Source organism: Arthrobacter sp. Soil761 (genome assembly GCF_001428325.1).
Taxonomy (GTDB): domain Bacteria; phylum Actinomycetota; class Actinomycetes; order Actinomycetales; family Micrococcaceae; genus Arthrobacter.
Genome location: NZ_LMSF01000023.1, coordinates 503,054 through 525,973, shown reverse-complemented (window position 1 = coordinate 525,973; position 22,920 = coordinate 503,054). Strand labels below are relative to the sequence as shown.

Here is a 22,920-nt window from a genome sequence, read left to right as displayed (position 1 = left end):
CGGCGGAGCATGCGGATTAATTCGATGCAACGCGAAGAACCTTACCAAGGCTTGACATGAACCGGACCGCTGCAGAAATGTGGTTTCCCCTTTGGGGCTGGTTTACAGGTGGTGCATGGTTGTCGTCAGCTCGTGTCGTGAGATGTTGGGTTAAGTCCCGCAACGAGCGCAACCCTCGTTCTATGTTGCCAGCACGTGATGGTGGGGACTCATAGGAGACTGCCGGGGTCAACTCGGAGGAAGGTGGGGACGACGTCAAATCATCATGCCCCTTATGTCTTGGGCTTCACGCATGCTACAATGGCCGGTACAAAGGGTTGCGATACTGTGAGGTGGAGCTAATCCCAAAAAGCCGGTCTCAGTTCGGATTGGGGTCTGCAACTCGACCCCATGAAGTCGGAGTCGCTAGTAATCGCAGATCAGCAACGCTGCGGTGAATACGTTCCCGGGCCTTGTACACACCGCCCGTCAAGTCACGAAAGTTGGTAACACCCGAAGCCGGTGGCCTAACCCCTTGTGGGAGGGAGCTGTCGAAGGTGGGACTGGCGATTGGGACTAAGTCGTAACAAGGTAGCCGTACCGGAAGGTGCGGCTGGATCACCTCCTTTCTAAGGAGCACCTCCAACTCTTCTGTGCTGGTGAATGCCGGTGTGGGGGGTTGTCAGGAAGCAAGCCCGCAGCATGGACGATTGTTCCGTGGCGGGTGCTCATGGGTGGAATATCAGCAAATAGCGGCTGCGTGTTTTTTTGTCTTGTCTAGTACGAGCCAGTGATGGTTCTGGAACGGTGGGCGCGGGGATGCGTGGTTTAGTGTTTGGCACACTGTTGGGTCCTGAGGCAACAGGGCCGGGGAGGGGTTGCTGCGGCYTTGGTCGTGGTGGTTCCTTGTCGGGTTTGTTTGTTTCTGGTTTCCCTGCCGTGACGTTCCGTGCGCCTGTTGTGGGTGTGTGGGGTGTGTGGTGTGGGGTTGTTGTTTGAGAACTACATAGTGGACGCGAGCATCTTGTATAAGAAGCAATTTCCAAGATTAATGAACCTGGATCTGGCTGCGCTGTTGATGCCCTTTGGGTGTTGGGGTGTGGTTGGTTTCTGTGGTTCTCTCGAGAAATGTTTTTGATCTTTGTGGTCAAGTTTTTAAGAGCACACGGTGGATGCCTTGGCATTAGGAGCCGAAGAAGGACGTAGGAATCTGCGATAAGCCTGGGGGAGTCGATAACCGGACTGTGATCCCAGGGTGTCCGAATGGGGAAACCCCGCCGAGCGCGCGAGTGACTCGGTGACCCGTACCTGAACACATAGGGTGCGTGGGGGGAACGCGGGGAAGTGAAACATCTCAGTACCCGCAGGAAGAGAAAACAATAGTGATTCCGTTAGTAGTGGCGAGCGAACGCGGATCAGGCTAAACCGTTCCATGTGTGATAGCCGGCGGGCGTTGCATGGTCGGGGTTGTGGGACTTTCCATACCAGTTCTGCCGGGCTGGTGGGGTGTGATGTGCGCGCATAGGTGAACGGTTTTGAAAGGCCGGCCAGAGAGGGTGTTAGTCCCGTAACCGTAATGTGTTTGTACCGCCTGTGAGAGTATCCCAAGTAGTACGGGGCCCGAGAAATCCCGTGCGAATCTGTCAGGACCACCTGATAAGCCTAAATACTCCCTAATGACCGATAGCGGACCAGTACCGTGAGGGAAAGGTGAAAAGTACCCCGGGAGGGGAGTGAAACAGTACCTGAAACCGTGTGCTTACAATCCGTCGGAGCCAGTCTGATTCTGGTGACGGCGTGCCTTTTGAAGAATGAGCCTGCGAGTTAGTGTTACGTCGCGAGGTTAACCCGTGTGGGGCAGCCGTAGCGAAAGCGAGTCTGAATAGGGCGTGTGAGTGGCGTGATCTAGACCCGAAGCGAAGTGATCTACCCATGGCCAGGTTGAAGCGACGGTAAGACGTCGTGGAGGACCGAACCCACTTCAGTTGAAAATGGAGGGGATGAGCTGTGGGTAGGGGTGAAAGGCCAATCAAACTTCGTGATAGCTGGTTCTCCCCGAAATGCATTTAGGTGCAGCGTTGCGTGTTTCTTGCTGGAGGTAGAGCTACTGGATGGCTAATGGGCCCTACAAGGTTACTGACGTCAGCCAAACTCCGAATGCCGGTAAGTGAGAGCGCAGCAGTGAGACTGTGGGGGATAAGCTTCATAGTCGAGAGGGAAACAGCCCAGACCACCAACTAAGGCCCCTAAGCGTGTGCTAAGTGGGAAAGGATGTGGAGTTGCCCAGACAACCAGGAGGTTGGCTTAGAAGCAGCCACCCTTAAAAGAGTGCGTAATAGCTCACTGGTCAAGTGATTCCGCGCCGACAATGTAGCGGGGCTCAAGTACACCGCCGAAGTTGTGGCATTCACATTTTAGCTAAGCCCTTGTGGTTCAGGCGTGTGGATGGGTAGGGGAGCGTCGTGTGGGCGGTGAAGTCGCGGTGTAAACCAGCGGTGGAGCCTACACGAGTGAGAATGCAGGCATGAGTAGCGAAAGACGGGTGAGAAACCCGTCCGCCGAATGATCAAGGGTTCCAGGGTCAAGCTAATCTGCCCTGGGTAAGTCGGGACCTAAGGCGAGGCCGACAGGCGTAGTCGATGGACAACGGGTTGATATTCCCGTACCGGCGAAAAACCGCCCATGCTGAGCGGGGGATACTAACTGCCCGAAGCCTGCCCGAGCGCCCTTGTGGTGTGAGGGTTTTGGTGGAGCGCAGGACCTGATCCCGGGAGGCAAGCGTATTAACAGGTGTGACGCAGGAAGGTAGCCGAGCCGGGCGATGGTTGTCCCGGTCTAAGGATGTAGGGCGAGTGGTAGGCAAATCCGCCACTCATGGTGCCTGAGATCTGATGGGACCCCCGTTTGGGGGGATTTGGTGATCCTATGCTGCCGAGAAAAGCATCGACGCGAGGTTTTAGCCGCCCGTACCCCAAACCGACACAGGTGATCAGGTAGAGAATACCAAGGCGATCGAGAGAATTATGGTTAAGGAACTCGGCAAAATGCCCCCGTAACTTCGGGAGAAGGGGGGCCCCAACCTTGATACACCCTTTGCGGTGTGGAGGGGATCGGGGCCGCAGAGACCAGGGGGAAGCGACTGTTTACTAAAAACACAGGTCCGTGCGAAGTCGCAAGACGATGTATACGGACTGACTCCTGCCCGGTGCTGGAAGGTTAAGAGGACCGGTTAGCCGCAAGGCGAAGCTGAGAATTTAAGCCCCAGTAAACGGCGGTGGTAACTATAACCATCCTAAGGTAGCGAAATTCCTTGTCGGGTAAGTTCCGACCTGCACGAATGGAGTAACGACTTCCCCGCTGTCTCAACCATAAACTCGGCGAAATTGCAGTACGAGTAAAGATGCTCGTTACGCGCAGCAGGACGGAAAGACCCCGAGACCTTTACTATAGTTTGGTATTGGTGTTCGGAGTGGCTTGTGTAGGATAGGTGGGAGACGTTGAAGCCCGGACGCCAGTTCGGGTGGAGTCATCGTTGAAATACCACTCTGGTCACTTTGGACATCTAACTTCGGCCCGTAATCCGGGTCAGGGACAGTGCCTGATGGGTAGTTTAACTGGGGCGGTTGCCTCCTAAAAAGTAACGGAGGCGCCCAAAGGTTCCCTCAGCCTGGTTGGCAATCAGGTGTCGAGTGTAAGTGCACAAGGGAGCTTGACTGTGAGAGAGACATCTCGAGCAGGGACGAAAGTCGGGACTAGTGATCCGGCGGTACATTGTGGAATGGCCGTCGCTCAACGGATAAAAGGTACCTCGGGGATAACAGGCTGATCTTGCCCAAGAGTCCATATCGACGGCATGGTTTGGCACCTCGATGTCGGCTCGTCGCATCCTGGGGCTGGAGTAGGTCCCAAGGGTTGGGCTGTTCGCCCATTAAAGCGGTACGCGAGCTGGGTTTAGAACGTCGTGAGACAGTTCGGTCCCTATCCGCTGCGCGCGCAGGAAATTTGAGAAGGGCTGTCCTTAGTACGAGAGGACCGGGACGGACGAACCTCTGGTGTGTCAGTTGTACTGCCAAGTGCACCGCTGATTAGCTACGTTCGGATGGGATAACCGCTGAAAGCATCTAAGCGGGAAGCTCGCTTCGAGATGAGATTTCCATACACCCTCGGGTGTGAGAGGCCCCCAGCCAGACCACTGGGTTGATAGGCCGGATGTGGAAGCGAGGACTAACGACTCGTGAAGCTGACCGGTACTAATAGGCCAACAACTTACACCACACAGATACATACAAACTCTGCTTGCGTCCACTATGTGGTTCCCAACCAACAACCCCCAACACMSGGGTTGTCACGGCACGGAACCACCACAACTGAATAACAACACCACAATGTTGTAACCACCAGACTTCCCACCCCCGAACAAAACACCGGGCGGGCGGGTACAAGGGTTACGGCGGTCATAGCGTGGGGGAAACGCCCGGTCCCATTCCGAACCCGGAAGCTAAGACCCACAGCGCCGATGGTACTGCACCCGGGAGGGTGTGGGAGAGTAGGTCACCGCCGGACACACATTGGTGGGCGCTGCTCCGGGAATCCGCTCCGCGCTTTGGAATCGTGGGCGTCACCAGCTAAGACCCACAGCGCCGATGGTACTGCACCCGGGAGGGTGTGGGAGAGTAGGTCACCGCCGGACACACATTGGTCGAGGCCCCAACCACCAGGTTGGGGCCTCCCACATTTAACCCCAACTCCCCATCTGGAAACCGAACGCGGCGTCCCAGGAAACCCGGCAGGAAGCGCAAAGCCTTCCTCCAAGGGCTGAAAATGGGCCCCGGAATCGGTGATTAACCTCAAAAAGTCGCGGAAACACGCGGAATTTGCGGACCGGAAGCGCCCAAGCTGGTAAGTTTTCGGACAGTGGCTTGTGCGCATGCCGCGTGCAGGCTCCAGAATCAGAATCGTCCAGGAGGACATAAATGGCTAAGAACCGTAGTGAACTTGTTGCAGAGGTAGCAGGCAAGGCCGGCACCAGCCAGGCTGCCGTCAACTCCGTCCTCGATGCACTGTTCGAGGTTTTCGAGACTTCTGTCGCCGCGGGCGAGAAGATCACCATCCCGGGCTGGCTCGCCGTCGAGCGCACTGACCGTGCAGCACGCACCGGTCGCAACCCGCAGACCGGCGAAACCATCCAGATCGCAGCAGGCCACAGCGTCAAGCTGACCGCCGGCTCCAAGCTGAAGGCTGCAGTCTCCAAGAAGTAAAGCTTGTCCCTCCCGGCATGCAGCCGGCTGGAACAAGGAGCGGCAACCCATCGGGTTGCCGCTCCTTTGCTTTAACGGCCCGGCTCCAACCGCTCCCCGGCTCCAACCGCTCCCCGGCTCCAACTGCTCACTGGCATACAACCCGGATTCGCGGCGCAGGCAGGCGTAGCGGACAATGGAATGGTGTCTTCCGCCGCAACTCCACGTTCCACCGCGCCCCAGTCCGATCCTGGCAAGGGAGCTGCGGTCCGGGACGCCGGAAGCCGGGGGATCCCCGTGCCCTGGCAGCTTGCAGGCCTGGCAGCACTCTTCCTGGCCCTTGCAGCAGCACTGATCTTCTCCGGCGCTGCAGCGGCGCGCAGCGTCGCCGACCCCGGCGCCCTGGTGCGGTGGGGCCTGCCCGTCAGCAAGGCAATCCATAACGTTTCCCTGGCGACCGTCGTCGGAGGCCTGATCTTCGCCGTCGGCATCCTCCCCAAAAACCTGAACCCCCGGAACAGTGCCGTGCGGGGCCGGGACCGGGAAACTCCACCAGCCGGAGGTGCGCCCGAACATCCCGCCTTCACCCGCGTGCTCGCTGTGGCGGCCGTCGCGGGCGCCGTGTGGACCTTGTCCGCCATCGCAGTCCTGGTGCTCACCTATGCCGACGTAGCAGGGCAGGGGCTGTCCGGCGATCCCGCGTTCACCCAGGCCCTGGTGTACTTCATGACGGACATCGAAACGGGCCGGGCATGGCTTGCCGTCATCATCATTGCCGCCGTGGTGACCACCGCGCTGTTCGGCGTCAGGTCCCTGGGCGGCCTCGCCCTGACCCTCATCCTGGCCCTCATCGGCCTGGTCCCCACCGCCCTGATCGGACACTCGTCGAGCTCTTCGGACCACGAGGGCGCCATCAACTCACTCGGCCTGCACCTGGTGGGCGTGAGCACCTGGGTGGGCGGCATCATCATCCTGGCCCTGCTGTCCGGGATCCTCACGGGGTCCAAGGCCGGGGCAGCCACGGATATCACCGAACCCACGCTCCGGCGGTTCTCCACCCTGGCCGGCTTCGCGTTCGTGCTGGTCTTCGCCTCGGGCATCATCAACGCCAGCATCCGCGTCACCAGCTGGCATGATCTCTTCGGCTCGGCGTACGGCCAGCTGATCCTGGCCAAGACTGCCGCCGCGGTGGTCCTGGGCGGCATCGGCTTCATGCACCGGCAGTGGGTCATCCCGCGGCTAGGCCGCAAGGGCTCCACCCTGTCCTCGCGGCGGGTCCTCTGGCAGCTGGTGCTGGCTGAGCTGCTGGTCATGGGTGCCACCTCGGGCATCGCCGTGGCCCTGGGCCGCTCGGCGCCGCCGCAGCCAACGGAAGTGGCGGCCGATGCCTCGCCCGCCTTCATCCTCAGCGGCTACGAGCTGCCCCCGGAGCTGACGCCCGAACGCTGGTTGACCGAGTGGCGGCTGGACTGGCTCTGGGTGGGCGTGGCCCTCTTCGGCCTGGCCACCTACTTCCTGGGCGTGGCCAAGGTCCGCCGCCGGGGCGATTCCTGGCAGTGGTTCCGGTCCCTGAACTGGGTCGTCGGCCTGGTGGTCCTGACGTTCATCACGTCCGGGCCGCCGTCGGTCTATGGCCGCGTCCTGTTCTCCGCGCACATGGTGGACCATATGGCCCTGACCATGGTTGCCCCGATCTTCCTGGTGCTGGGCGCCCCCGTGACCCTGGCCCTGCGTGCGCTGCCCGCCCGCGGCGACGGCTCACGCGGGATGCGCGAATGGCTGCTGGTCTTCGTCCATTCGAAGTTCTCTCAGCTGGTCACCCACCCGCTGTTCGCCGCTGCCAACTTCGCCGGCTCGATCGTGCTGTTCTACTACTCGGACCTGTTTGGCTTCGCCATGCGCGAGCATGTGGGCCACGAGCTGATGAACCTGCACTTCCTGCTCACCGGGTACATCTTTGTGCTCAGCATGATCGGCACGGACCCGCTGCCGCGCCGTGCGCCGTACCCCATGCGGCTGCTCCTGCTGCTGGCCACCATGGGCTTCCATGCCTTCTTCGGGGTCTCCATCATGGGCGGCACCGGGCTGCTGGCCGCGGACTACTTCGGCAACCTTGGCCGCGCCTGGGGACCGTCGGCCCTCGTCGACCAGCAGACCGGCGGCGCGGTGGCCTGGGGCATCGGTGAGGTGCCAACGCTGCTGGTGGCGATCGGCGTCGCCATCATGTGGTCCAGGTCCGACCAGCGGGAGACCAAACGCGTGGACCGCGCGGCGGACAGGAATAACGACGCCGATCTGACCGCTTACAACGATATGTTTGCCAAATTGGCCGAACGCGACGCCAAGCTGGCTGAACGCAACAAGCTGGAAGGACGCTGATGAGCGAAACCGTACGCACGCATGCCCGGGTCCGGGCCTCCGAACTGGTAGGCCGCAACTGGCTGAACACCGGCGGCAAGACCCTGGACCTGGAGGCCCTGCGCGGCAAGATCGTGCTGCTGGACTTCTGGACCTTCTGCTGCATCAACTGCCTGCACGTCCTGGACGAGCTTCGGCCGCTGGAGGAGCAGTACTCCGATGTCCTGGTGACGGTGGGCGTCCACTCGCCCAAGTTCGAGCACGAGGCGGACCCGGTGGCGCTGGCCGCGGCCGTGGAGCGGTACGAGATCCACCACCCCGTCCTGGATGATCCAGAGCTGGACACCTGGAAGGCCTACACCGCCCGTGCCTGGCCCACCCTGGTGGTCATCGACCCCGAGGGCTACATCGTGGCGCACCTCTCCGGCGAGGGCCACGCGGACGGGCTCGCCGTGCTGATCCCCGAGCTCATCGCCGAACACGAAGCCAAGGGCACCCTGCACCGCGGCTCCGGCCCGTACGTGGCGCCCGAGGCAACCTCCGGCACCCTTCGCTTCCCCGGCAAGGCGCTGTTCCTGCCCGCCGGCCGCGGGTCTGCTTCAGGGGCAGCGCCCGACGGCGGCACGTCCGCAGGTGCCCCGACGTCCGGCACCTGGCTGGTCACCGACACCGGCCACCACCGGCTGGTGGAACTGGACACCGACTTCCACACGGTGCTGGCAACCTTTGGCTCGGGCACCAAGGGCTATGCCGACGGTCCCGCCGCCGGTGACACGGCCACCGTCCAGTTCAACGAACCCCAGGGCCTGGTCCTGCTGCCCGAAGATGTGGCAGCCAAGGTGGGCTACGACGTCGTAATTGCTGACTCCGTCAACCACCGCCTGCGCGGACTGTCGCTCACGGACGGCAAGGCGTCCACGCTGGCCGGCAACGGGATCCAACGCCTGCTGGAGACCGGCCCCGCCCGCGTGGACGAGGACGCCGCGGGGTTCACGGGCAAGCTGAGCGAGCACCCGCTCGAAGTCTCCCTGAGCTCTCCCTGGGACGTGGTGTGGTCACGGAAGCTGAACGCCGTGGTGGTCGCGATGGCCGGTACGCACCAGATCTTCAGCTTCGACCCTGTGGGCGGCGAAGTGGACATCATCGCGGGCAACGGGCTTGAGGGCCTGCTGGACGGCGCCGCGCACGAATCCTGGTTCGCCCAGCCCTCAGGCGTGGCCGAGGACGCCGACGGCAACATCTGGGTGGCTGATTCGGAGACCTCCGCACTGCGGAAGCTGGTGGTTGACGATTCCGGGAAGGTCACCGTGGAGTCTGCAGTAGGCAAGGGCCTGTTCGACTTCGGCTTCCGCGACGGCCCGGCCGCCGACGCACGCCTGCAGCACCCGCTGGGCGTGACCGTCCTGCCCGACGGCTCCGTGGCGATCGCGGACACATACAACGGTGCCGTCCGCCGCTACGACCCCGCATCCGGCACCGTGTCCACCCTGGCACGAGGTTTGGCCGAGCCCTCCGACGTGATCGTGGACCACACCCACTCGGCCGGTTCCGAGCCCCTGCTGGTAGTGGTGGAGGCCAACAAGCACCAGATCGTCTACGTGCCCATTCCCAAGGAAGCACAGCAGGTCGATGAGGGCGCATCCCAGACCCACCGGCCCAAGAGCCCGGTGGCGCCCGGCGCGCTGGACCTGACCGTCCGCTTCACGGCGCCCACGGGCCAGAAGCTCGACGACCGCTGGGGTGACCCCACCCAGCTGAAGATCTCCTCCACGCCTCCCGGGCTGCTGGTCTCCGGCGGCGGAACCTCCGTGGGACTGCAGCGCACCCTGGAGCTGTCCCCGGACGTGCCCGAGGGCGTGCTGCACATTACCGCCCGCGCCGCGGCCTGCGACGGCCCCGAGACCGAGGACGGGGAGATCCCCGACCACGCCGCCTGCCACCTGTACCAGCAGGACTGGGGCATCCCTGTGGTCCTGCAGGCCGATGGTGACACGGAACTGGTCCTGGACCTGCGCGGAATGGACTGACCCTCCGCTGGTTTTGATGAACTGGCCCGGTTTCCAGAGCGTCGTGCCCTGAAGACCGGGCCAGTCCTGTCTCTGCTCCCCGAAAACTGGGCCAGTCTGGACGCGCCGTTGTCCACATAGCCTCCGTTACTTCTGCCGCAGGCCAGGGCAGGCAGGCATTGTGGCCACATGGACCCTACAGAGATCCTCAGGTCGGCCGGGGGAGTACTGCTGCGGCGTGACGTGCTGGCCGCAGGGGCTACGGAAACGGCGCTTCGGCGGGCGGTCCGGAGCGGCCGGGTGGTACGCCTGGAGCGGGGCGTCTTGGCCGTGGCGGGCGCTGATCCGGAGCTGATGGCTGCCGGCATGGCCCGCGGTCTCCTGACATGTGCCTCCGCAGCCCCGAAATACGGCCTATGGCAGCTGCGTTCCGCCGCGACGCCCCATTACTGGCACAGCAATGGGCGGAGTGCAGCCCGATGTGTCAGCCACAGGCTTCCCCTGACCCAGCAGCCGCAGCACAGGACGCTTGCAGCACTGCCCGACGTCCTGCTCCACGCGCTGCTGTGCCTGCCGGAACTCGAATCCGTGGTCATGGTGGAATGCGCCTATAACCGCGGAGACATTGAGCCCGGCCATCTCTTCCGCCTCTTGGATGGCAATCGATGCGGCAAGGCGCGGCAGGTTCTGTCCAAGGTTGAGCGTGGCGCGGACTCCCTCCTGGAAACCCTGGCCCGGGTGCTGTTCAGGGATGCCGGGATAGCCACGGAGACGCAAGTGTGGATCGAGGGAATAGGACGTGTGGACTTCCTCCTGGAGGGATTCCTCATCGTCGAGATCGATGGAATCGCCTTCCACATGGAGCCACGGCAATACAAGAAGGACCGCCGCAGGGATAACGCCGCAATACGTCGGGGCCTGCCCGTGCTCAGATTCTTCTACGACGATGTGGTTTACGCGCCGGAGTCCGTCTTGGCGCAGGTGCGGGAGGTGCTGGCGCGGGGTTCGCTGCGGTGGCCGCAGCCGAACCAGCCCAGTTTTCGACAGGACTGGGTCTAAAACTCCGGGCAGCACGTCAACTAGGGGACCAAAACTGGGCCACTTTGGAAGCAGGGCCTAGAAGCTCAGCATCGGGGTGACCTTGACGGTGTCGCCGGAGACGTCCAGGCGGGTGGTGAAGCTGAAGTCCACCTCTGCGTCCAGCGGGTACCAGGCCCCGGTGAACGAGTTCTGCTGGAGCGCCTCCACCTTGGCCTTGCCGTCCAGGGGCGCCACCACCCAGCGGCCGTCGAACGGCTCCACTGATACACCCGGGTACTTGGTCACGGTCCACCGGATGGTGCCGTCCTGGACCCTGTTGTTGCTGGTGTAGTAGAAGGGGCAGTCCGGCTGGAGCTTCTGTTCCTTGACGGCCTCCGCCGCGCAGCCGTCCAGGAACTCCCGGATCTTGGCTGCAACGTCGTTCTTCAGCTTGTCCGTGGCCTGGGTCAACAGGTTGAGGGGCGCCACCGGGGCGTCCTTGGAGGTGACGGTGGCCCTGGTGGCGGGTGCCGAGAAGTACTGTCCGTCCAGGGACGCCTCGTATTCGCCCGGGTAGAACACGGCAAAGGAGTTGCGGCCGTTGGGCATATTGACCGGGACGCCGTTGACGTCAGCCTCGTTGCCGTTGACCACGGTGATATCAACGGTGGGCAGCCGGGACGGGACAAACGCCCAGGTGTTGAAGAACAGCCACTCGGTGCCGGTCTTCTGCAGGAGGAAGTCAGTGTGCAGCCGGCTGCCGTCGATGGTGTACTCCAGGGGCACCGTGACCTGGTTGTTCGGACGTTCCTCAGGGTCGCCGATCTTGATGTTCGCTACACGGGACGCCGCCGTCTGCAGCCCGGGGCCATCCAGCATTGCAGCATTGCTGGGCGGGACCGCGGCCCGCAGGAGTCCGAGTGCACGCCCGCCGTCTCCGCTCCTCAAAGCATCCAGGTATTCCCGTACCGGCTGCTGCGGGCTGGCCACGGTGTTGTTCACAACGTTGATGGCCACGATGGCTCCGGCGATGGCAAGCATGAGGCCCAGCAGCCATCCGGCCGCGATCCTCACCAACGCTTGACTCATCTGCACGTTCCTTACAGTAACGGCAGTGCGGACGCACACTAAAGTTGGCGTCCCCCCTATCTTGCCGGGCAACACCCGGTTAATGCCCGACGGCGGGTGGCCGGGCCGGCATTGACACGAGCCTTGGCGGTTCCCGGGACACCCGTTGCAGGGTGGGCGCGGCAAGGTCAGCGGCGGCGGCGCCGGGACGATGTGCCGAACACGCCGCGGAGCAGTTCGCGCCCCAACTGGGTGCCCATGGACCGTGCCATGCTCTTGAGTCCGCCGCCCAGGGCGCCGCCGAGCACTCCGCCGAGGTCGCCCATCATGCCGCCCGGTTGCGGCTCGGGCTCCCGCGACTGCGGCTGCCGGGACCGCGGTGCCCGGGGGGCCTTGGCCCGCCGTGGCGTTTCACTCGCCTCCCCGTCCTCCGCGCCGCCGTACTGGGGTTCAGGATCCTGCGCGGGAACCGGGGCCTGCGGCGGCCTGCTGCTGGGCCGGCCCAGGATTTCCTCCTCGATCCGGCGGGCTTCGGCGTCCACGTCGTAGCCGGCGGGCGCCGCAGGTTCCCCGGCCGGGGTGTCGGCCGCCGGACCCGTGGGCGCGGCCGCCTTGCCGGTGAGCTTTTCGTAGGCGGAGGGGTTGTCCACCGCTGTTCCGTACTTGCCCAGCAGCGCGGAACCGGCCACCGTGCTGCGCACCAGGGTCTCCTCGCTGGGGCCCATCAAGGACTCGGGTGCCCGGAGCCGGGTGAGGGCCACCGGCGTGGGCGCGCCCTTTTCGTTCATGACGGTAATGACGGCCTCGCCGATACCCGCTGAGGTGAGGGTCTCTTCGAGGTCGTAATCGCTGACCGGGAACGTGGACACCGTGGCTTTGAGCGCCTTGGCGTCCTCGGGGGTGAACGCGCGGAGGGCGTGCTGCACCCGGTTGGCCAGCTGGCCCAGGACATCGGCGGGGACGTCCTTGGGTGTCTGGGTGACGAAGAAGATGCCCACCCCCTTGGACCGGATGAGCCGGACGGTGGTGGTGATGGCGTCAAAGAAGGCCTTGCTGGCCCCGTTGAACAGCAGGTGGGCCTCGTCCAGGAAGAACACGAGTTTGGGCTTGTCCAGGTCGCCGGCCTCCGGAAGGTCCTCGAACAGGTCCGCCAGCAGCCACATCAGGAAGGTGGAGAACAGCATGGGCTTGGTCTGCAGGGTGGGCAGCTCCAGGCAGGTGACCACGCCGCGGCCGTCGGGGGCGGTGCGCAGCAGCTCGGCGGTATCGAACTCCGGCTCACCGAAGAACTTTTCCAGCCCCTGCGCCTCGAGGCCCACCAGTTCGCGGAGGATCACCCCGGCGGTCGCCTTGGACAGCCCGCCCAGTTCCTCCAGCTGGTCCTTGCCCTCGTCCGAGGTGAGGAACTGGATGACGGCGCGGAGGTCCTTGAGGTCGATCAGCTCCAGGCCGTTCTTGTCCGCAAAATAGAACACCAGCTGCAGGCTCGATTCCTGCGTGTCGTTCAGTTCCATGATGCGCGAGAGCAGGATGGGCCCGAACGAGGACACGGTGGCGCGCACAGGAACACCGTTGCCGTCCCCGCCCAGCGCCAGGAACTCCACCGGAAACGCCTTGCCCTGCCACGGCTGGCCGATGCTTTGCGTGCGTGCGGTGAGCTTGTCGCTGCCGGCGGCGGCAGTCGCCAGGCCGGAAAGGTCGCCCTTGATGTCGGCCAGGAAGACGGGGACGCCGGCTGTGGACAGCTGTTCGGCCATCATGTGCAGGGTGACGGTCTTGCCCGTTCCGGTGGCGCCGGCCACCAGCCCGTGCCTGTTCATCATGGCCAGCGGCAGCCGCACCGGCGCGTCCTTGTGGAGCTCGCCGTCGATGATGGCGGCCCCCAGCTCGATGGTGGCGCCTTCGAGCGTGTAGCCCTTCTGGATGGTGGCAAGCTTCTCTGCTGTGGTTTTGGAGGCCATGGCGCCAGCATAACCGCGGCGGCCCCGGATGGGGCGGTGGCCGGGCGGTCAGTCCGGCCGGGAATTCCGCGGAACCGGGGCGAGCTCCTTGGTGAACGCCAGTGGTCCGATGGTTTCCGGATCGGCGTCGAGGTCGAACTGTGCCTGGTAGCCGGTGGTGAGGTAAAGGTCCTTGGCTTCGGGCTGCCGCGGGCCCGTGGTGAGGTACAGCCGGGTGTAGCCGCGGGCGGCAGCCAGGGCTTCCAGCTCGGCCAGCACCAGCCTGCCCAGACCACGACGGCGGTGGGCCGAGTGCGTCCAGATCCGCTTCAGTTCCGCGGTGGTTTCGTCATACCGGCGGAACGCGCCGCCGGCGATCGACTTGCCGTCCTCCTGGATGACCAGGAGGGCTCCGTGCGGTCCCTCGAATTCCGCGGCGGTGTAGCGGTTCAGTTCCTCTGCGGCAGCCGTGCGGCCGAACAGGTCCCCGTAGCGGGTGTCGTATTCGACGGCGAGCTCGTCCAGGAGCGGCCGGACGCGCGGATCGTGCATGGGCAGGTTGAGGACCACCAGGCTGGCGGGATCAAGCGGCCTGGGACGAAGGTGTGGTTCTGCGGTCACTGGTTATTCCTTGTCACTGGTCGTTATTGTTGCCGGTCAGTTCTGTCCGGCGGCGGCTGGTTCCGGAGTCATGGCGGCCGGGGCAGACACATCCCCGGCAGCCACGCCGCGGGCAATGCGGAGGATGGTCCGGGCCAGGGCATCGTTCTCGCGGAACGGCGCGGCGTTCGTGTTGGGCCGGGCAAAGGCGCCCGCGCCCCAGCCCGATGTTCCCGGGCCGACGCCGAAAAGGGTGGTGTGCGGCTTGCCGCCGGCCCCCACCAGCTGGTGCTGCGGGGACACCAGGAGTTTCCCGGTGGAGTGGATGCCGTCGGAGGTCAGCAGCTGCTGCTCGCTGCCCAGGCCGCTCCCGTGCAGGGAGGCGAGCACGGGGTTCAGCGAGCGGGCCACGGACGTGGCCGGCAGCCGCGCCTCGATCAGGGCCTTCGCCGTGACGGTCACCCCGGACTGGGCGGACGAAGCAACAAAAAGCCCGGTGGCCTCATCGGCGGAGACCTGGAGGCCGGGACCCAGGAACTGCAGCAGGCCGGCCCGGTGCAGCGCCAGGACCTGGCGGAGCCGGTGCGGCGGCGGACCGGAGTCCACGAAGCTGAAGAAGCCGTGCCACCAGCCGTGGATGACCTGCTGCGAGCGTGCGTTCAGCCGCTCGGGCGGGACTACGCGCCCCACCTCCATATAGACGTGCAGCAGGGCCAGGAACAGGGCAAGGGTTTCGGGGTGGTCAGGGCTGTCCCGCAGAGCCAGGTCCTGCTCGATGTATCCGGCCACCGCGTCCTGGACTTCCGCGTGATCGCTGAAGCGGCGGCCGTCGAAGGGGCGGTCCAGCCGCTCCAGGTCCAGGTGCAGGCCGGCGTCAGGGACCGCTGCGGCCACCAGGTCTTTCCGCCCGGGGCTGTACCAGTCCAGTCCCGCATAGGCGGAGGTGAACCCGTCCCAGCCCATGGCGGCGCGTTCAGGGCTTCCGGTCAGAAGCTCGCGGTAATAGTAGTAGCCGGCTTCCTTGGCGATCAGGGGCCAGAGATGCCGGTGGAAGTCCAGCTCGCCATGCTGCTGCAGCAGCGCATCCACGGCGGCGGCCGTAAAGAACCGCAACGGCCCGGGAGCCTGCCCCCGGAGGGCAGCGGAAATCTTGGAGTGGTACGGCACTCCCCGCCGGGAGCCGGCCCACAGCACCGGTTCCCGTCCGGACGGAAGGTAGCGCAGCCCGCCGTCGGACGTTTCCTGGAACCTGCCGCCGCGCCCTTCCATCAGGAGGACCAGCAGGTCCACGAACGCCAGGCCCATCCCGGCGACGATGACGTCCTGTCCGGGGGCAATGGGGGAGTAGTCGACGTCGGTGGTGTAGCTGGGTGCCGCGTGGCAGCCGCCGTGCCGGGCGGCGAAGTCCGTGAAGCCGGCGGACACGGCGTCCGGGAGGGAATCGGTGTGGCCCAGGGCGGTCACCACGATGTCCGCGTGCAGGGTCCGGCCGTTGGCCAGCCCAACCTGGTGGCCGCCGCCTTTCAGTTCCGTAATGCCCACTGCGGTGGTCCGGTGGACCGTGACGCTGCGGCCCAGGGACCTGGCGGCGCGGCGGAAGAACCACTCCAGGTACTGGCTCTGCAGCTGGCGGGTGGGAAAGGTGGTGCCGGTCAGGGACCGCAGCTGGTCCCACAGCGGCTGGGGAAAATCCGGGACGTCGATGATGGAGGCGTCCAGGACGCCGGCGGCCCATTCGGCCAGCGCCGGGCCCGGTGCGGCGGGGCCCTGGCAGTCCACCGACTGGTCCGTGAACATGGTGATGTCCGCGGCCATGGAGTTGAGGAGGAGCCCGGGGTCCTGGTCGTACCGCCAGATGCGGCCCGAGCCCGGGATGTGCGGCTCCACCACGTGGATCTGCAGCGGCCCGGCGAAGACGTCCGGCCGGTTGGCGGCGATCCGTTCCAGCACACCCGCCGTGCGCGGCCCGCCGCCGATGAAGACGATGGCCGGGATGGTGGCTGGCATGGGCTCTCCTGACGGCAAGTGGGTGCGGGGACGGCGCGGAAGTGGCCGTCGGAGTGCCCATGCTAGGCAGCCGTGACGACGGCGGTCGAGCACCTGGTCACGGCCGTTAACTCCGCGTCACGGCGCGTTAAGGGACGCAAAAAACCGACTCATGACGCCGTGCGAAGCCCCGTGAAGTATTGCAACCATGCGCCTTGCTGGCCCGTTTCGGCCGGTCCTAGATTTGCAGCCAGCACCCCGGGGCGAGCCGCCCCGACGCCGGGCAGTCCGGCTCCAGTCCAGGAATGAGAAGTGAGGTGGCCCCGTGAGTTCAGCAACCAGGGTGGCGCAGTCAAAGCAGCCGCAACCGGCACAGCCGCAGCCGGCACAGCCCGCGGCAGCGTCACCGGCAGCGCCACCGGGCAGGGCCGGCGTCCCGGAACGGGTCCCCGCGGACTATTCGTCGTACCGCGTGGTGGCCGCCAAGCATCCGTGGCGCTGGGTGGGGACTGCCGTCGTCGCCCTGGGTGTCCTGGCCGTGGCCTGGTCGCTGGCCACCAACCCGCGCTGGGAGTGGGGCGTGGTGGCGCAGTGGTTCACGGCCCAGTCCGTGGTCAACGGCCTGGTGGAAACGCTGAAGCTGACCGCCATCTCCGGCGTCCTCGGATTTGTGCTCGGCTTCATCCTGGCGCTGATGCGGCTCTCGGCGTCGCCGCTGCTGGTCTCCGTGTCCTGGACGTTCTCCTGGATCTTCCGGTCCACGCCGCTGCTGGTGCAGATGCTCCTTTGGTACAACCTGGGCTACTTGTACGAGAAAATCAGCCTGGGGATCCCGTTCACGGACGTCCGGTTCTTCGAGGTCCAGACCACCACACTGATCAGCCAGTTTGCGGCAGCAGTGCTGGGCCTGACCCTGAACCAGGCCGCCTACTCGGCCGAAATCATCCGCGGCGGCATCCTGTCCGTGGACCAGGGACAGCTGGAGGCCGCGGCCGCCCTGGGCATCCCGGCCTGGCGTCGCTCCACGCGGATCGTGCTGCCGCAGGCCATGCGCGCCATCCTGCCCACCGCGTTCAACGAGATCATCGGCCTGGTCAAGGGCACCTCGATCGTCTACGTGCTGGCCTACTCGGAGCTGTTCTACACCGTCCAGGTCATCTACAACCGCACCCAGCAGGTCCTGCCGCTGCTGCTGGTGGCCACGCTCTGGTACATCGTGATCACCTCCGTGCTGAGCGTCTTCCAGTACTACATCGAACGGCACTACTCCAGGGGCGCGGTGCGGAGCCTGCCGCTGACGCCCCTGCAGAAGGCCCGTAAATTCTTCGCCACCCACGCGGCGGTGCCCAACCGGAGGAACCCCTGATGACTGAGACCCTTACCGCCCCCACAGCCACCCGCGGCCTGGTGGAAATCACCGGCGTCCGCAAATCCTTCGGCGCCACCGAAGTCCTCAAAGGCGTCAGCCTCACCGTGGAACCGGGCGGGGTGGCCGTGATCGTAGGCCCCTCCGGCTCCGGAAAATCCACCCTGCTGCGCACCATAAACCACCTGGAAAAGGTGGACGGCGGCCACATCACCATCGACGGACAGCTGGTGGGCTACAGACTCCGCGGCGACCGCCTGCACGAGCTGCGGGAAAAGGAGATCCTGAAACAGCGCACCGACATCGGCATGGTGTTCCAGAACTTCAACTTGTTCCCGCACCTCACCGCCCTGGAGAACGTGGCGGAAGCACCCGTCGTGGCGCAGGGGCGGTCCAGGGAGGAGGCCCGCCGCCGCGGCCTGGAACTCCTGGACCGGGTGGGGCTCAAGGACCGGGCCGACGCCTACCCCCGCCAGCTCTCCGGTGGCCAGCAGCAGCGCGTGGCCATCGCCCGGGCCCTGGCCCTGGACCCCAAGATCCTGCTGTTCGACGAGCCCACCTCCGCCCTGGATCCCGAGCTGGTCAACGAAGTGCTGGACGTCATCCGCGAACTGGCCACCTCCGGCACCACGCTGATCATCGTCACGCACGAGATGGGCTTTGCCCGCGACGTGGCGGACACCGTGGTGTTCATGGACCAGGGCCAGATCGTGGAACAGGGCACCCCCAAGGAAATTTTCAGCAACCCCCAGGAACCGCGCACCCGGAGCTTCTTCTCCAAGGTGCTGGAACCGGCCTTCAACATCTAAGGACCACCCCATGGCTTTCCCCACCCGCGGCCTCCGCCGCAGCCGCGCCCTTGCGGCGCGTCCCGCCGTCATACTCCTCGGCACCGCACTCCTTGGCGCCGCCGCGCTCGCCGGCTGCGCCGACCCCGGCGCCTCCGCCGCCGGCAACGCCAGCGGTGGAGCGCAGACGACGGCGGCACGCAACGGCGTGGTCTACAACACCTCACCGGACCAGCAGCGGATCCGGGGCGAGAAGGACGCGGCGCTCGCCGCCAAGGTCCCCGGGCTGATCGGCAAGGACGGCAAGCTGACGGTGGCCACCACCGCCGGGTCCATCCCGCTGTCCTTCCACGCCACCGACGACAAGACGCCGATCGGCTCCGAACTGGACATCGCCCAGCTGGTGGCGGACAAGCTGGGCCTGGAGCTGGACGTGCAGGTGACGTCCTGGGAGAACTGGCCGCTGAAGACCCAGTCCGGCGACTTTGAGGCTGTGTTCTCCAACGTGGGCGTGAACAAGGACCGGGTGAAGCTGTTCGACTTCGCCAGCTACCGGGCCGCGTACATGGGTTTCGAGGCCAAAAAGTCCTCCACCTATGACATCAAGGGCGCGGACGACATCTCCGGCCTGAAGATCTCCGTGGGGTCCGGGACCAACCAGGAGAAGATCCTGCTGGCGTGGAACAAGGAGCTCGAGGGCAAAGGCAAGGCGCCGGCCACGCTGCAGTACTACTCCTCCGACGCGGACACCATCCTGGCGCTGTCCTCCGGCCGGACGGACCTGAACATCGCCCCCTACCCGTCCACCGTGTACCGCGAGAACACCCGGGACGACCTGAAGGTGGTGGGCAAGGTCAACGCCGGCTGGCCCTCTGAGACCCTGGTGGCCGCCACCACCCTGCGCGGCAACGGGCTGGCACCGGTCATTTCCGAGGCCCTCAATGCCGTCATCAAGGACGGCTCCTACGGCAAGGTGCTGGAGCGCTGGGGCCTGTCCGAGGAAGCGCTGCCGGAATCCAAGACCATCACCGAAGAGAACTTCGCGGCCACGCAGGCATCGGCCGGCGCGGCCCCGTCAGGGAAGGCATCATGACCGCACAATCCACCGGAACCGCCCTCGAATCCTTCGACGCCGACTGGCAGGAATGGCACGCCGCCCACGAACAGCACCGCGCCCACCCGCACGGCTTCCTGGCGGTGACCCACCTGCACTGGCTGGGCAGCGAACCCGCCCGGCTGGAAGGCGCCCCGGGCACCTGGAGCGTGGCGGCCGACGCCGTCCGCGTCCTTTTGGAGCCGGGCGACAGCCTGCAGCAGGACGGCAGGGAGCTGAACACTGCGTCCGGGGCCACCGTTGAGCTTGGCCCCATCGAGGAGCGCGGCGGCATCAACCTGGTGTCCGGCGAGACCGTCATTGAGCTGGCCAAGCGCGGCGGCGAATACATCGTCCGGCCCCGTCATCCGGAAAACCCGCTGTTGCAGGCCTACCAGGGCACGCCCGCCTACTCGCCCGATGCCGCGTATGCCGTGCGCGGAACCTATGTGCCGTTCGAGGCGCCGAGGTCCACCACGGTGGGCGCCGCCGTCGAGGGCATCCAGCATGTGTATGAGGCGCCGGGCGAGATCCGCTTCAAGCTGGCCGGCCGGGAGCTGGCGCTGACCGCATTCAACGGCCACGCCCCCGGCGCCCTGTCCGTGCTGTTCACAGACCTGACCTCCGGCAAGACCACTTATGCCGCCAACCGCTCGCTGTCCGTGGTGCCGGCCGCAGACGGGTCCGTGCTGCTGGACTTCAACCGGGCCGTGAACCTGCCGTGCGCGTACACGGACCTGGCCACCTGCCCGCTGCCGCCGGCGGAAAACCGGCTGCCGGTGGCCATCGAGGCCGGCGAAAAGATTCCCTACGAACGTCAGGACCAGCAGTGAGCATCTCTTCAACCCGCCAGGGAGGGTTCCTTGCCCTTGAGCTCGACGGCGCCGGCTGGGACGGCGCGCACCTCACCCGGGCCGTGCTGGCAGCAGAGTCCGCGGGCTTCCATGCAGCAACCTTCACCGACGCACCCGCTCCGGGCCGCGCCAACGCGCTGCAGCGGGCGGCCCTCGCCGGGCCCGCCACCCGGACCATCGCGCTGGTACCCGAGGTGGACACCGTCTACACCGAGCCGTTCCACATCTCCACCCAGCTGGCCAGCCTGGACTACGTGTCCGGCGGCCGGGCCGGGTGGATCGTGACGGCAGCCGAATCGCCGGAGGCTGCTGCCGCCGTCGGACGCCCGTCCGTGACCGGCGCTGCACTGGGTCAGGAGGCCGCGGCGTCCATCGAGGTGTCCCGGCGGCTGTGGGATTCGTGGGAGGACGACGCCGTGATCCGCGACGTGGCCACCGGCCGGTACATCGACGTGGACAAGCTGCACTATGTCGATTTTGATACTGCGGTCGATTTCGAGACTCGTGCCAATTTTGCCGGCGCCGGCTATTCCGTCAAGGGACCGTCCATCATTCCGCGGCCGCTCCAGGGGCAGCTGCCCGTGCTGGCGCCCGCGTCCCTGCTGGGGGAGGTTCCCGCGGACGCCGTGGATGCCGTGCTGGTGTCCGCACCTGCCGCCGAACTGCTGGCGGCAGAGGTCCGCGATGTGCGGTCCCGGGTGGCTGCCGGCGTTGCAGTGGTCGCCGAGCTCGACGTCGTCCTGGACTCCCGCGGGCAGGCCGCGGCGGGGCGGGTGGCTGGCTTTGGCTCCGGCCGTGCTAACTACGCCGGTTCCGCCGCCGGTCTCACGGACTTCCTCACGGAACTCCTGAAGGAGGCCGACGGCGTGCGCCTGCACCCGGCGTCGCTCTTTGTCGACCTGGAGGAACTGGGCCGCCTGGTCCTGCCGGAACTGCGCCGCCGCGGAGTCCTCCGCCCGGTGGTGCAGGACGGCACCTTCCGCGACCTGCTGGGGCTTTCACGCCCGGTGAGCCGCTACGCCACCGCCGCATCCAACGCCGCTGCGCCCGCCGGCGCGGGAAAGTAAGGGGAACCACCGTGACACAGCACAACCGTGCTAAATCCGACGTCTTTGTGCCGTCGGGCCAGATCCAGTTTGGGGTCTTCTTCCAGGGCGTGAACTCCGGCACCATCTGGAAGGCCGCCGGATCGGGGTCGCAGACGGACTTCGAATCGTTCCGCCGCATCGCCCAGACCGCCGAGCGGGGGCTGTTCGCCGCGTTCTTCCTGGGCGAGGGGCTCCGCCTCCGTGAACACCTGGGCCGCCCGCACGCGCTGGACGTGGTGGGCCGGCCGGACGCGCAGACCATGCTGGCCGCACTGGCCTCGGTGACCCGGAACATCGGGCTGGTGGCCACCCAGAACACCACGTACAACGATCCCGCCGACCTGGCGCACCGGCTCGCGTCGCTGGACCTGATCTCGGGCGGGCGTGCCGCGTGGAACATCGTGACCACTGACAACGCCTGGACCGGGGCCAACTTCCGCCGCGGGGGATACCTGGACCACGCTGACCGGTACAAGCACGCCGAAGCGTTCGTGGAGACGGCCAAGCGGATCTGGGATTCGTGGGAAACCCCGGACGGTCCTGCCCGGCGGGTGGTGCACCAGGGCCAGCACTACACGGTGGACGTGACGCCGCGGCTGCCGCGCAGCGCCCAGTACCGCCCGGTGCTGTTCCAGGCCGGCGACTCGCCCGAGGGCCGCAACTTTGCCGCCCGGCAGGCTGATGTGATTTTCTCCGCGCACCCCAAGTTCGACGACGCCGTGGAGTTCCGCAAGGACCTCGTGGAGCGGTCCCTGGCCGCTGGCCGGGGTGCCAACGCCGTGCAGATCATGCCGGCCAGTGAGTTCATCCTGGCGCCCACCGCTGCGGAGGCGGCGGAGAAGAAGGAGTGGGTGCGGAGCCTGCAGATCGGCCCGCAGCAGGCCATCGCCTACCTGGAGCAGTTCTGGGGCCGCGAGCTGTCGTCGTACGATCCGGACGGACCGCTGCCGGAGATCGATCCGGTGGTGGAGGAAACGTCCGAGACCCGCGGCAGCGGCTTCCACGGCGCCAAGGCGCGGCAGCTGGCGGACCAGTGGCGGGCCGAGGCCAAGGACAAGGGGCTGTCCATCCGGCAGTTCGTCACCTCCCGCACTGCACGGGTGGATTCCACCTTCACGGGTTCGTACGTTGAGGTGGCGGACCAGCTGGCCGAGTTCGCGCGGGTGGGGGCGGTGGACGGATTCAACATCTCGCCGTGGCTCATTCCCTCCGGCCTGGACGACATCGTCAACCACCTGGTGCCGGAGCTGCAGGAACGCGGGGTGTACCCCACGGAGTACCGCGGGAACACCCTGCGGGAAAACCTTGGGCTGGAGACGCCGGTGCGTTCTTCGGATGCGGCTGCTGAGGCGGTCCGGGCGTGATGCGGCTGATGCGGCTGGCTGTTTTGGCTGGAAGGGACGACGACGGCGGCAACGTGGGTGCCGTCGTCGACCCTTCCGCGGGGGCCGGTTCCGTTGTGGCTGGTTCGTCCGGGACCGTCAGCCTGCAGCTGACGCTGTGGGAGCAGTGGATCTAGGGCCTGTTGCCGCCCTGC

The 22,920-nt window shown here is 65.8% G+C and carries 15 protein-coding genes and 3 rRNA genes (1 of these 18 running past the window's edge); 14 read left to right on the top strand and 4 right to left on the bottom strand.

Annotated features, from left to right (window positions below):
* The 7 genes from ASG79_RS14430 to ASG79_RS14400 form a co-directional block, all read left to right on the top strand.
* A 16S ribosomal RNA gene (locus ASG79_RS14430) occupies positions 1–608 on the top strand (it extends 915 nt beyond the left edge of the window).
* Between the two features lie 516 nt (positions 609–1,124).
* A 23S ribosomal RNA gene (locus ASG79_RS14425) occupies positions 1,125–4,254 on the top strand.
* A gap of 171 nt (positions 4,255–4,425) precedes the next feature.
* Positions 4,426–4,542, top strand: a 5S ribosomal RNA gene (rrf, locus tag ASG79_RS14420).
* The 16S, 23S and 5S rRNA genes sit together here, the layout of an rRNA operon.
* A gap of 410 nt (positions 4,543–4,952) precedes the next feature.
* The gene (locus tag ASG79_RS14415) at positions 4,953–5,237 is read left to right on the top strand and encodes an HU family DNA-binding protein (protein WP_011693739.1); all 285 of its coding nucleotides are present in this window, start codon (positions 4,953–4,955) and stop codon (positions 5,235–5,237) included.
* A 180-nt stretch (positions 5,238–5,417) separates the two neighbouring features.
* The gene (locus ASG79_RS14410; protein ID WP_056392046.1) at positions 5,418–7,595 is read left to right on the top strand and encodes a cytochrome c oxidase assembly protein; all 2,178 of its coding nucleotides are present in this window, start codon (positions 5,418–5,420) and stop codon (positions 7,593–7,595) included.
* Complete coding sequence (locus tag ASG79_RS14405) at positions 7,595–9,601, top strand: NHL domain-containing thioredoxin family protein (protein ID WP_056392044.1); 2,007 nt, start codon at positions 7,595–7,597, stop codon at positions 9,599–9,601. The genes ASG79_RS14410 and ASG79_RS14405 overlap by 1 nt, the downstream gene beginning before the upstream one ends.
* Before the next feature lie 168 nt (positions 9,602–9,769).
* The gene (locus ASG79_RS14400) at positions 9,770–10,639 is read left to right on the top strand and encodes a type IV toxin-antitoxin system AbiEi family antitoxin domain-containing protein (protein WP_056392042.1); all 870 of its coding nucleotides are present in this window, start codon (positions 9,770–9,772) and stop codon (positions 10,637–10,639) included.
* A gap of 57 nt (positions 10,640–10,696) precedes the next feature.
* Here the strand turns inward: ASG79_RS14400 and ASG79_RS14395 are convergent, their stop codons facing one another.
* The 4 genes from ASG79_RS14395 to ASG79_RS14380 form a co-directional block, all read right to left on the bottom strand.
* Positions 10,697–11,689, bottom strand: a complete 993-nt coding sequence (locus tag ASG79_RS14395) for a hypothetical protein (RefSeq protein WP_196804800.1) — start codon at positions 11,687–11,689, stop codon at positions 10,697–10,699.
* A gap of 167 nt (positions 11,690–11,856) precedes the next feature.
* Positions 11,857–13,629 (bottom strand): helicase HerA-like domain-containing protein, encoded by a 1,773-nt coding sequence (locus ASG79_RS14390; protein WP_056392040.1) that lies wholly within the window; start codon positions 13,627–13,629, stop codon positions 11,857–11,859.
* Positions 13,630–13,677: 48 nt separating this feature from the next.
* Positions 13,678–14,229: a GNAT family N-acetyltransferase gene (locus ASG79_RS14385; RefSeq protein ID WP_056392039.1), complete on the bottom strand. Its 552-nt coding sequence runs from the start codon at positions 14,227–14,229 to the stop codon at positions 13,678–13,680.
* Positions 14,230–14,265: 36 nt separating this feature from the next.
* Positions 14,266–16,215 carry an FAD/NAD(P)-binding protein gene (locus ASG79_RS14380; protein ID WP_056392037.1) on the bottom strand — a complete coding sequence of 650 codons (1,950 nt, stop codon included), beginning with the start codon at positions 16,213–16,215 and terminating at the stop codon, positions 14,266–14,268.
* Positions 16,216–16,537: 322 nt separating this feature from the next.
* Between ASG79_RS14380 and ASG79_RS14375 the strand changes: the two genes are divergently transcribed.
* The 7 genes from ASG79_RS14375 to ASG79_RS23550 are packed head-to-tail and all read left to right on the top strand — an operon-like array spanning position 16,538 to position 22,902.
* Positions 16,538–17,560, top strand: a complete 1,023-nt coding sequence (locus ASG79_RS14375; protein ID WP_377204807.1) for an amino acid ABC transporter permease — start codon at positions 16,538–16,540, stop codon at positions 17,558–17,560.
* Positions 17,560–18,369 (top strand): amino acid ABC transporter ATP-binding protein, encoded by an 810-nt coding sequence (locus ASG79_RS14370; protein ID WP_018772070.1) that lies wholly within the window; start codon positions 17,560–17,562, stop codon positions 18,367–18,369. Before ASG79_RS14375 ends, ASG79_RS14370 begins: the two co-directional genes overlap by 1 nt.
* A gap of 10 nt (positions 18,370–18,379) precedes the next feature.
* The gene (locus ASG79_RS14365; RefSeq protein WP_056392033.1) at positions 18,380–19,441 is read left to right on the top strand and encodes a transporter substrate-binding domain-containing protein; all 1,062 of its coding nucleotides are present in this window, start codon (positions 18,380–18,382) and stop codon (positions 19,439–19,441) included.
* Positions 19,438–20,274 (top strand): DUF1684 domain-containing protein, encoded by an 837-nt coding sequence (locus ASG79_RS14360; RefSeq protein ID WP_056392031.1) that lies wholly within the window; start codon positions 19,438–19,440, stop codon positions 20,272–20,274. The genes ASG79_RS14365 and ASG79_RS14360 overlap by 4 nt, the downstream gene beginning before the upstream one ends.
* The gene (locus ASG79_RS14355; RefSeq protein ID WP_056392029.1) at positions 20,271–21,362 is read left to right on the top strand and encodes an LLM class flavin-dependent oxidoreductase; all 1,092 of its coding nucleotides are present in this window, start codon (positions 20,271–20,273) and stop codon (positions 21,360–21,362) included. Before ASG79_RS14360 ends, ASG79_RS14355 begins: the two co-directional genes overlap by 4 nt.
* Positions 21,363–21,373: 11 nt before the next feature.
* Positions 21,374–22,747: an NtaA/DmoA family FMN-dependent monooxygenase gene (locus ASG79_RS14350; protein ID WP_056392027.1), complete on the top strand. Its 1,374-nt coding sequence runs from the start codon at positions 21,374–21,376 to the stop codon at positions 22,745–22,747.
* Positions 22,744–22,902 (top strand): hypothetical protein, encoded by a 159-nt coding sequence (locus ASG79_RS23550; RefSeq protein ID WP_156400211.1) that lies wholly within the window; start codon positions 22,744–22,746, stop codon positions 22,900–22,902. The genes ASG79_RS14350 and ASG79_RS23550 overlap by 4 nt, the downstream gene beginning before the upstream one ends.
* Positions 22,903–22,920: the final 18 nt, after the last annotated feature.